This window comes from Amycolatopsis sp. NPDC049159, from assembly GCF_040648295.1.
Lineage (GTDB): Bacteria > Actinomycetota > Actinomycetes > Mycobacteriales > Pseudonocardiaceae > Amycolatopsis > Amycolatopsis pretoriensis_A.
Genome location: NZ_JBEZDL010000007.1, coordinates 342,078 through 352,100, shown reverse-complemented (window position 1 = coordinate 352,100; position 10,023 = coordinate 342,078). Strand labels below are relative to the sequence as shown.

The 10,023-nt window shown below is 72.8% G+C and carries 9 protein-coding genes and 1 rRNA gene; 9 read left to right on the top strand and 1 reads right to left on the bottom strand.

The window, feature by feature from the left end; translation table 11 throughout:
• From rrf to recN, 7 genes are all read left to right on the top strand, one after another.
• Positions 1–95, top strand: a 5S ribosomal RNA gene (gene rrf / locus AB0B33_RS16380); the annotation flags it as partial.
• Positions 96–150: 55 nt separating this feature from the next.
• Positions 151–2,529, top strand: a complete 2,379-nt coding sequence (locus AB0B33_RS16375; protein WP_360772019.1) for a hypothetical protein — start codon at positions 151–153, stop codon at positions 2,527–2,529.
• Positions 2,522–3,487 (top strand): HAD-IIA family hydrolase, encoded by a 966-nt coding sequence (locus AB0B33_RS16370; RefSeq protein ID WP_360772016.1) that lies wholly within the window; start codon positions 2,522–2,524, stop codon positions 3,485–3,487. Before AB0B33_RS16375 ends, AB0B33_RS16370 begins: the two co-directional genes overlap by 8 nt.
• Positions 3,488–3,504: 17 nt before the next feature.
• Positions 3,505–3,702, top strand: coding sequence for a hypothetical protein (locus tag AB0B33_RS16365; protein ID WP_247021542.1), 198 nt, complete (start codon positions 3,505–3,507; stop codon positions 3,700–3,702).
• Between the two features lie 4 nt (positions 3,703–3,706).
• Entirely contained in the window at positions 3,707–4,534 is an 828-nt protein-coding gene (locus AB0B33_RS16360) for a TlyA family RNA methyltransferase (protein WP_360772013.1), read from the top strand.
• Positions 4,531–5,457, top strand: coding sequence for an NAD kinase (locus tag AB0B33_RS16355; RefSeq protein ID WP_360772010.1), 927 nt, complete (start codon positions 4,531–4,533; stop codon positions 5,455–5,457). The genes AB0B33_RS16360 and AB0B33_RS16355 overlap by 4 nt, the downstream gene beginning before the upstream one ends.
• Before the next feature lie 89 nt (positions 5,458–5,546).
• On the top strand, positions 5,547–7,328 hold the full coding sequence (recN, locus tag AB0B33_RS16350) for a DNA repair protein RecN (protein ID WP_247025065.1): 1,782 nt from the start codon (positions 5,547–5,549) through the stop codon (positions 7,326–7,328).
• A gap of 6 nt (positions 7,329–7,334) precedes the next feature.
• On the opposite strand, the gene AB0B33_RS16345 is transcribed toward recN, so the two are convergent.
• Positions 7,335–7,775 (bottom strand): MarR family transcriptional regulator, encoded by a 441-nt coding sequence (locus tag AB0B33_RS16345; protein WP_360772007.1) that lies wholly within the window; start codon positions 7,773–7,775, stop codon positions 7,335–7,337.
• Between the two features lie 66 nt (positions 7,776–7,841).
• On the opposite strand from AB0B33_RS16345, the gene AB0B33_RS16340 reads away from it, so the two are divergent.
• Together AB0B33_RS16340 and AB0B33_RS16335 are read left to right on the top strand one after the other, a co-directional pair.
• Positions 7,842–8,828: a zinc-binding alcohol dehydrogenase family protein gene (locus AB0B33_RS16340; RefSeq protein ID WP_360772004.1), complete on the top strand. Its 987-nt coding sequence runs from the start codon at positions 7,842–7,844 to the stop codon at positions 8,826–8,828.
• Positions 8,825–10,000 carry a DUF1266 domain-containing protein gene (locus AB0B33_RS16335; protein ID WP_360772001.1) on the top strand — a complete coding sequence of 392 codons (1,176 nt, stop codon included), beginning with the start codon at positions 8,825–8,827 and terminating at the stop codon, positions 9,998–10,000. Before AB0B33_RS16340 ends, AB0B33_RS16335 begins: the two co-directional genes overlap by 4 nt.
• Positions 10,001–10,023: the final 23 nt, after the last annotated feature.

Here is a 10,023-nt window from a genome sequence, read left to right as displayed (position 1 = left end):
AAACGCCCGGTCCCATTCCGAACCCGGAAGCTAAGCTTGACAGCGCCGATGGTACTGCAACCGAAGGGTTGTGGGAGAGTAGGACACCGCCGAACTTACCTTCCGTACGGCCCGTTAGGATAGCCAGTTGGCTGCCCTAGCGGGCCGTACGTGTATGTCCAGAACAAGATTTTTTCCACGGCAGGAGGCCAGGTGTCCGAGTTCGGTCGACGAGACTCAAGCGATGATGGGTCCGGCCGATCGGCACGCCGGGACGAAGGCTCCCGGGACCGGTCGGACGCACCCCGGGGAGACCGGCGCGGTGCGCGCCAGGACCGCGGCGGCCGCGACGGCGGACACCAGGGCCGGCCTCGCCGCGACGACCACGGAGTCCGCGGCGGCGGCAAGCCCTTCCGCGGCGGCGACGGCCCTCGTGACCGCGACCAGCGCGGAAGCGGCGCAGGTCAGAGCCGCGAGGGCGGCCGCAACTTCAGCGACCGCGACGACCGCCGCGGCAGCAGCTCCGGCAACCGACCGAGCAGCAGCGGTGGCTACGGCGGCCGCAGCGCCGGTGACCGTGATGACCGTCGGGGCAGCTCCGGCAACCGACCGAGCGGTGGCGGCTACGGCGGCCGGGGCGCCGGTGACCGTGACGACCGCCGTGGCGGTAGCGGCCGGGATTCCGGTCGGCCGAGCGGCGGCGGGTACGGCAACCGCGACTCCGGAAGCCGGCAGGGCAGCGGCGGTGGCGGGTACAGCGGCCGCAGCACGGGTGACCGCGATGACCGGCGCAGTGGTGGCTACGGCAACCGTGACTCCGGTGGCCGCGACGATCGTCGCGGTGGTGGGTACGGGAGCCGCGACTCCGGAAGCCGGCAGGGCAGCGGCGGTGGCTACGGCGGCCGCGACTCCGGTAGCCGGCAAGGCGGCAGCGGCGGCTACGGCAATCGTGACTCCGGTGGCCGGCAAGGCGGTGGCTACGGCGGCCGCGACTCGGGCAGCCGGCAAGGCGGCGGTGGCTACGGCAACCGTGACTCGGGTAGCCGGCAGGGCAGCAGTGGCGGCTACGGCGGCCGGGATTCCGGTCGGCCGAGCGGCGGCGGGTACGGCAACCGCGACTCCGGAAGCCGGCAGAGCAGCGGCGGTGGCTACGGCGGCCGCAGCGGCGGTGACCGTGACGACCGGCGCAGCGGTGGCTATGGCGATCGTGACTCGGGCAGCCGCGGTGGGTACGGCAACCGGGACTCCGGTGGCCGTGACGACCGTCGTGGTGGGTTCAAGGACCGTGACTCCGGTAGCCGGCCGGGCAGCAGCGGCGGTGGCTATGGCGGCCGCAGCGGCGGCGACCGTGACGACCGGCGCAGCGGCAACTACAGCGGCCGCGACTCGGGCAGCCGCGATGATCGTCGCGGTGGTGGGTACGGGAGCCGCGATTCCGGTCGGCCGAGTGGCGGCAGCAGCTATGGGGACCGTGACTCGGGTGGCCGCGGTGGCTCCGGCAACCGGGACTCCGGCAGCCGGCCGGGCGGTAGCGGTAGCTTCAGCGGCCGCAGCAGCGGTGACCGCTACGAGAACCGTGGTGCCGACAGCCGCAGCGAAGGCAACCGCAGCGAAGGCAACCGTGGCTCCGACGACCGCGCCGCGCGGCCGCAGGGCAAGGCTTCCTACGGTGACCGCAAGCCGCGGTGGGAAGACCGTGGGGCTCGGTCCGGTGGGGACTTCAAGCGTCGGGACGACGAGCGCGGCTCCGGCAAGCGCTTCGACTCGCGGCCCAAGGTCGGCGCCGCACTCGATGACGAGGCTCTCGCCAAGGAGCTGCTCGAGGCTCCCGAGCTTCCCGAAGACATCGAGTTCTCCGACCTCGACGAAGACGCCCGTCGCGAGCTGAGGACCTTGCCGAAGGGGCTGGCCGAGACCGTCGGGAAGCACCTCGTCGCCGCCGGTGGGCTGCTCGACAGCGATCCCGAGGCCGCGCTCGAACACGCCAAGTACGCCAAGGCCAAGGCCTCGCGCGTGCCGATCGTGCGCGAGGCGCTCGGCCTGGTCGCCTACCACATCGGCAACTGGTCCGAAGCCCTCTCCGAGCTGCGGGCCGTCCGGCGGATGACGCGGACGGACGACCACATCGCCATCATCGCCGACGCCGAACGGGCGCTCGGGCGGCCGGAGCGTGCGCTGGACCTGGCGAAGGAGGTCGACACCGCGAAGCTGGCGAAGGCCACTCAGGTCGAGCTCGCGATCGTCGCCGCCGGGGCACGGCGGGATCTCGGGCAGCTCGACGCCGCCGTCGTCTCGCTGCAGGGCGACGACCTCAAGGCCGAGAAGCGCGAGCCGTGGAGCGCTCGCCTCTTCTACGCCTACGCCGACAACCTCGCGGCCGCCGGGCGTGAGGAAGAAGCCGTGCGGTGGTTCCTCAACTCGGCCGAGGCCGACGAGAACGACGAGACCGACGCCGCCGAGCGCGCCGCCGACCTGGCGAACGGGCCGAAGGACAAGGCCGCGGCGGAAAAGGTCACCGAGGAAAAGGACACCGAAGACACCGATGAGTGACGCCTTGCTCGCGGCGTACGACGCCGTCCTGTTCGACCTCGACGGCACCGTCTACCACGGCGCCCGGGTGATCCCGGGCGCCCCGGAGACGGTCCGCGCGGCCCGCGAGCACGGCACACCCGTCCGGTTCGTCACGAACAACGCCTCCAAGGCGCCCGAAGAGGTCGTCGCTCACCTCACCGGCCTCGGCATGCCCGCCGGCGTCGACGAGGTGCACACCAGCGCCCAGGCCGGCGTCGTCCTGCTCAAGGACCGGCTCGAGCCCGGTGCCGAGGTCCTGGTCGTCGGCACCGGGTCGCTGGCCGCCGAGGTCGCCGGGGCGGGGCTCGAGCCGGTGCGGGAGAACGGGAACGACGTCAAGGCAGTCGTCCAGGGACACTCGCCCGACAACACCTGGGCCGCGCTCGCCGAGGCCTGCCTGGCCATCCGCGCGGGTGCGCTGTGGGTCGCCTGCAACGTCGACGCGACCCTGCCCAGCGAACGCGGCCTGCTGCCCGGCAACGGCTCGATGGTCGCCGCGCTGCGCACCGCCACCGACGTCGAGCCGCTGGTCGCCGGGAAGCCGCAGCCGCTGCTGTTCGAGACCGCGGCGCGGTCGGCGGGCGCGGAGCGGCCCCTGGTCGTCGGCGACCGGCTCGACACCGACATCGCCGGCGCGGTCGCCGCGGGCATCGACTCGCTCGTCGTGCTCTCCGGGGTCGCGACGCCGCGGCAGCTGATCGAGGCCGTCCCCGCCGAGCGCGGGACGTACCTGGCGAAGGACCTCACCGCGCTCACCGAGTCGCCCGAGGACCTCAAGATCGGGCCGCGCCCGGGCTGGTCGGTCACCACGGAGAACGGTGTCCTTCACGCGACCGGCGACGGCGACGACGTCGACCTGCTCCGCGCGCTCTGCCACGCGGCCTGGGAGACCGGTGTCACCGAACTCGGCGAGGACACGAAGGCCCGGCTCGGCTGACTGCTACCGTTCGCAACGTGCAGGATCATCCCTACCCCGTCCCGGGCCCGCCGCCCGGTTCGTTCTCGCCGCAGACCGACCCGCGCGCCGGCATCGACGAAGCCGTCGCCGGGCTGGACGACCTGGACGCGTTGCCGCTCGCCGAGCACGTAGAGCGTTTCGACGCCGTGCACACCGAGCTGACCGTCGCCCTGTCCAGCATCGACAAGGTCTGAGCCCGTGCCCAAGCGGGCCCGCCTCGACGCGGAACTGGTTCGGCGCGGCCTCGCCCGGTCGCGCGAACAGGCGTCGGCCCTGATCACCGGCGGCAAGGTCACCGTCCGCGGCATGGTCGCGAGCAAGCCCGCCACCGGCGTCGAGACCGACGCGCCCATCGTCGTCAAGGACGAGGACGACCCCGGCTGGGCCTCGCGCGGCGCGCACAAGCTGCTCGGCGCGCTGGAAGCCTTCACGGAGCTGAGCGTCGAAGGCAAGCGCTGCCTCGACGCCGGCGCTTCCACCGGCGGCTTCACCGACGTCCTGCTGCGCAACGGCGCGGCGACCGTGATCGCCGCCGACGTGGGCCGCGGCCTGCTCGACTGGCGGATCCGCACCGACGAACGTGTAGTGGTCATGGACCGCACCAATGTTCGCAACCTCTCTCCCGACGACCTCGGCGGCCAGGTCGACGTCGTCGTCGGTGACCTCTCGTTCATCTCCCTCAAGCTCGTGCTGCCCGCGCTCGCCGCCTGCGCGCGCGAAGGCGGCGACCTGGTGCCGATGGTGAAGCCGCAGTTCGAAGTGGGCAAGGACCGGCTCGGCAGCGGCGGGGTGGTCCGCGACCCGGAGCTGCGTGCCGAATCCGTGCTGACGGTGATCGACGAAGCCGCGAAGCTCGGGCTCACGCTGCGCGGGGTGACCGCGAGCCCGCTGCCGGGGCCGTCCGGGAACGTCGAGTACTTCGTGTGGCTGAAGAAAGATCACGTGGCCGAGTCCACTGTGGACGCGGTAGACAGGTCTGAGGCCGAGCGGCTCGTCCGAACCGCCGTCGAGGAAGGGCCCGCATGACCACGGAACGTGAAGTGCTCCTCATGGTGCACCCCGATCGCGAGGCGACGGGCGAGGCCGCGCGCGAGGTTTCGGCGCGCTTCGCCAAGGCAGGCATCCGGATCCGGGTGATCGAGCACGACGTCTGCGCGCTGATCAACCCGGACCAGCACGGCGTCGGCGCGACCTGCACCGTCGTCGACCCGGACGACAACCCGGCCGCCGGCGTCGAGCTGGTCTTCGTCCTCGGCGGCGACGGCACGCTGCTGCGCGCGGCCGAGCTGGCCCGCACCGCCGGGGTGCCGGTGCTGGGCGTGAACCTCGGGCGCGTCGGCTTCCTCGCCGAGGCGGACTCCGACGCGCTGGCCGACACCGTGCAGCGCGTCGTCGACGGCGATTACCAGGTCGAAGAGCGGATGACCATCGACGTCACGGTCACCCACGCCGGCGAAGAGGTCGCCCGCACCTGGGCGCTCAACGAAGCCAGTGTCGAGAAGAGCACCCGCGAGCGGGTCCTCGACGCGCTGATCGAGGTCGACGGCCGCCCGGTGTCGGCCTTCGGCTGCGACGGTGTGCTCTGCGCCACACCGACCGGTTCGACGGCGTACGCGTTTTCGGCGGGCGGCCCGATCATCTGGCCGGACGTCCAGGCGCTGCTGGTCGTGCCGAGCAACGCGCACGCGATGTTCGCGCGGCCGCTGGTCGTCTCGCGAAACTCGGTGATCACGGTCGGGATCGACCCGGACGGCTCGCCCGCCGTCCTGACCTGCGACGGCGGCCGGCTGATCGAACTGCCGCCGGGGGCTCGCGTGCGGGTCACGTGCGGCACCACCCCGGTGCGGCTGGTCCGCTTGTGGGACGGGCCGTTCACGGATCGGCTGGTGCAGAAGTTCTCCCTGCCGGTGAAGAGCTGGCGAGAGCGCCACGCCCGTCCGTGCGAATGACACCGTTCGACGCGTAATTCGAACATATCGGCGACTCGCCGGGGTCCCGGGCGCGCAGAGTGTCGGTGGTGGCCGCTACGGTAGGCGGCGTGCTGGCCGAGATGCGCATCCAGGGCCTCGGAGTCATCGAGGACGCCCTGCTGGAACTGCACGCGGGCTTCACCGTCGTGACCGGTGAGACGGGTGCCGGGAAGACCATGGTCGTCACCGGGCTGCACCTGCTGTCCGGGGGCCGCGCCGAGGTGTCCAAGGTCCGGACGGGAATGCTCAAGGCGTTCGTGGAAGGGCGGTTCACCTACGCCGGCGTCGAAGGCGCCGAGCGGATCGTCACCGATTCGGGTGCCGACGTGGACGAGGACGGCAGCGTGATCGCGCTGCGGGCGGTCGCTGTCGACGGGCGTTCGCGCGCCCACCTCGGCGGCCGGTCCGTGCCGGTCGGCGTGCTCGCGGAGCTGTCCGAACAGCTGATCGCGGTGCACGGGCAGAACGACCAGCTCCGGCTGCTGCGCCCGGCCGAACAGCGTGCGGTGATCGACCGGTTCGCCGGGGACGCCGTGACCAAGCCGCTGACCGCCTACCAGGAGGTCCGGGCGGAGTGGCTGGCGGTGATCGCCGAGCTGACCGAGCGGTCGACGCGCTCGCGGGAGATGGCCCAGCAGGCCGACCTGCTCAAGCACGGGCTCACCGAGATCGACGCCGTCGCGCCCGAGCCGGGCGAGGACGTCGAGCTCACCGAACAGATCAAGCGGCTCGCGGCGGTCGACGAGCTGCGCGCGGCCGCGACCGAAGCGCACAGCGCGGTTTCCGGTTCCGCCGACGGCGATCCGGACGCCCCGGGCGCGGCCGGCCTGGTCTCCGAAGCGCTGCGGCGGCTCTCGACGTCCGAAGACGCCGTGCTGCGTGACCTGGCGCCGCGGCTCGAGGAGGCGTCGGTGCTGCTCGCCGACGTCGGGGCCGAGCTGGGCAGCTACGTCGAGACGCTCGACGCCGACCCGGCGCTGCTGGAGAAGGTCCTGGCCCGCCAGGCCGACCTCAAGCGGCTGACCCGCAAGTACGCGGCGGACGTCGACGGCGTGCTCGCCTGGGCCGACGACGCCCGGCGCCGGCTGGAGTCGATGGACACCTCGGAAGAGGCGCTGTCGGGGCTGGCGCTGCGGCGTGACCAGCTCGGGGTGCAGCTGGCCGCGCACGCCGCCGAGGTGTCGGCGGCTCGCGAAAAGGCCGCGGCCGAGCTGGCCGCGGAGATCACCCGGGAGCTGTCCGGCCTCGCGATGGGGCAGGCGGCGATCGAGGTGACGGTCGAGCAGCGCCCCGCCGAACACGGTGACACGCACGCGCTGACCATCGACGGCCGCGCGGTGCACGCGGGCGCGGACGGCGTCGACGACGTCGAGCTGCTGCTGCGGGCGCACGACGGCGCCCCGCCGCTGCCGGTGCACAAGGCGGCGTCGGGCGGCGAGCTGTCGCGGGTGATGCTGGCGATCGAGGTGGTCCTGGCGCACGCGGACACGGTGCAGACGCTGGTGTTCGACGAGGTCGACGCGGGTGTCGGCGGCCGTGCGGCGGTCGAAATCGGGCGGCGGCTGGCGCGGCTGGCGCGCACCCACCAGGTCCTGGTGGTGACGCACCTGCCGCAGGTGGCGGCCTTCGCCGACCAGCACCTGGTGGTGGACAAGGGCCACAGCGGCGGCGTGACGCGCAGCGGCGTGAAGAACCTGAAGCAGGCCGAGCGGGTCAGCGAGCTGGCCCGGATGCTGGCCGGGATGGACAACGAGACCGGGCGGGCGCACGCGGAGGAGCTGCTGGCCACCGCGGAGAAGGACAAGACCGAGTTCGCGCCGAAGCGCAAGCGGGCGGCGAAGAAGAAGTAGCGGCGGTCAGTCCAGGTCCGCGGTGATGCCGCGGAACACCTCCGCCAGCACGCGTGCCTGCTCGCGGTCGACGTGGTCCGCGAAGTGCCGCTGCACCCCTCGCACGTGCGTGGGCCACGCCGCCTCCAACGCCGCGAGGCCCGCCGGAGTCAGCACCACCAGCGTGGACCGGCGGTTCGCCGGGTCCGGCTCGCGGCGCGCGTACCCCGAGGACTCGAGGCCGTCCACGATCCGGGTCAGGCCGCTCGCGCTGTGCACGAGCGCGCCGGCCAGGTCCTTCATGCGCAGCCGCCGGTCCGGGGCCTCCGAAAGCTGGACCAGTGCGTCGTACGTGCGGTGCGACATCCCGTGCTCCGCCCGCAGTTCGGCGTCGAGCACGCGCAGCAGCAGCGCCGACGAACGCAGGAAGCCGCGCCAGGCCGCGTCGTGGTCTCGGGACAGGCTCACCCCGGGAATACTACTCGCACGGACAGTTGTTGTGCGGACTGTTCGCTTGCGAAGAAAGGACCCAGGATGCGCGCGGTGGTACTCCGAGAACCCGGCCCGGTCGAGAACCTCGAGCTCGAGGACCTCCCGCTGCCCGAGGTGAAACCCGGCTGGGTCCGGATCGCGGTGAAGGCGTTCGGGCTCAACCGCTCCGAGCTGCACACCCGGCTCGGGCTGGCCGACGGCGTCACGTTCCCGCGCGTGCCCGGGATCGAAGCCGTCGGCGTCGTCGACGCCGGGGACGGGTTCGAACCGGGGCAGCAGGTCGCCACGATGATGGGCGGGATGGGCCGCACCTTCGACGGCGGCTACGCCGAATACACCCTCGTCCCGCGCGGGCAGGTCATCCCGTTCCGCTCGGACCTGCCGTGGGAAGTCCTCGGCCAGGTCCCCGAAACGCTCCAGACCGCGTACGGCTCCCTCACCACCGGACTCGACCTCCGGGCCGGGCAGACGCTACTGATCCGCGGCGGCACCTCGGCCCTCGGGTTCGCCACCGCCGCACTGGCGAAGGACTTCGGCGCCACCGTCTTCGCCACCACGAGGCAGCGGGACCGCCTCGAAACGCTGCGCGAACACGGCGTCGCCCACCCGCTCCTCGACGACGGCGACATCGCGCGGCAGGTCCGCGAGATCGTCCCGGACGGCGTCGACGCGGCCCTCGAACTCGTCGGGACGCCGACCCTGCCGGACACCCTGAACGCCACCCGCGTGCACGGGACCGTCTGCTTCACCGGCATGCTGTCGAACCAGTGGACGATCAAAGATTTCTATCCGATCGGTTACCTTCCCGCCGGGGTGCGGTTGACCGCTTATGGTGGTGAGGCGGACGACCTGCCCGCCCCCGTCCTCCAGCGCCACCTCGACCGGATCGCCGACGGCGAAACCAGCCTCGGCCCGGCCAAGGTGTACGCCATGGACGAGATCCGGCAGGCGCACGACGACCTGGAGCACAACCGGACGGCGGGCAAGCTCGTCGTGCTGACCGGCCGATCGGAGGGAGCCGCCCCGTGATCCTGCCGCCGCCCGCCGATGTCGAAGCCCAGCTCGCCGCCGCACGGCGGGACGGCGACCTCGACCGCTACCTGGGGCTCCTCGCCGGCGAGGAGCTGTTCGTGCCGATCCGGCGGGTGGACGCGCGCAGCATCCTCGACGAGCGGGCGGAGACGTTCCCGAACGTCTACTTCGAGACCGGCGGAGACGAGTTCCTGCAGGTCTTCACGCGCGGCGCGCTGCCCGACTCCGGCCCGGACGTCGTGGCCATGAGCGGCGCGCTGGACTGGGCGGTCGACGGCGTCGGGCGGCACGAGCGGGTCGTGTTCAACCGCGGCACCCGCGGCGAGTGGCGGCTGCCCGGAGCGACGCTGCAGCCGTGGCTCGACGCGCACCTCGACGACGTCACGCCGCTGGAGGAGCAGGTCGAACGGCTGATCACGGCGCCGTACGGGCACCTGGAGGGGCCGATCGCGCACGCGCTCGCCTGCGGCGCCCACCTGGCGGTGCTCGAAGCGACGCCGTGGAACGTCCTCGACGCGCGCTTCCACGACTACGTCGCCGAGGTCCGGAGCCTGCGGGACTGGTGGGGCGTGGCCGACCCGCCCGGCTGGCGCGCGGAGATGACCCGGCTGATCGGAGACGGCTACGCGCTGACGCCCGGCAACCTCGTGCTCATGCTGCGGCTGCGGTTCGCCGCCGAATACGGGCTGCCGGGCGGCGAGTTCGACCCGCTGACCTGGGCCGGGCTGGTGGACCGGTGGTGCGCGGAGAACGACGCCGCCGACCAGGCCGACGAGCTGCGCCACACCGTCCGGCGCGTGTCCCGCTACGAGCAGCGGTTCCGCGCCGACGGGCTGATCGACGCGGACGGCTTCGTCACGACGGCGTTGTCCTGGGACGTCGGCCGGGCGGTCGCCATCGCCCGCGCCGGGCTGGCGGCCGGCTACTGCGACGCGCTCACCGCCGAGCTGATGGTGCTCGAAGCCGGTTCGCTGGCTCGCCGCTACCACCAGTCATGGGCCGACCTGTCGGCCGGGTACGTCATGGGCCGGGTGCTGCACGCCGACGGCGACGACTTCGGCGACTGGTACCCGGCGACCGTGCGGGTCCACCACCAGCTCCTTCAGGACCCGGCGAGCCCCTGGCTGAACCTCGGCTTCGGTTCGCTGTCGGAGGAGTCCGAGGCCTGACCCGCGCGGGGGAGGGCGACGGG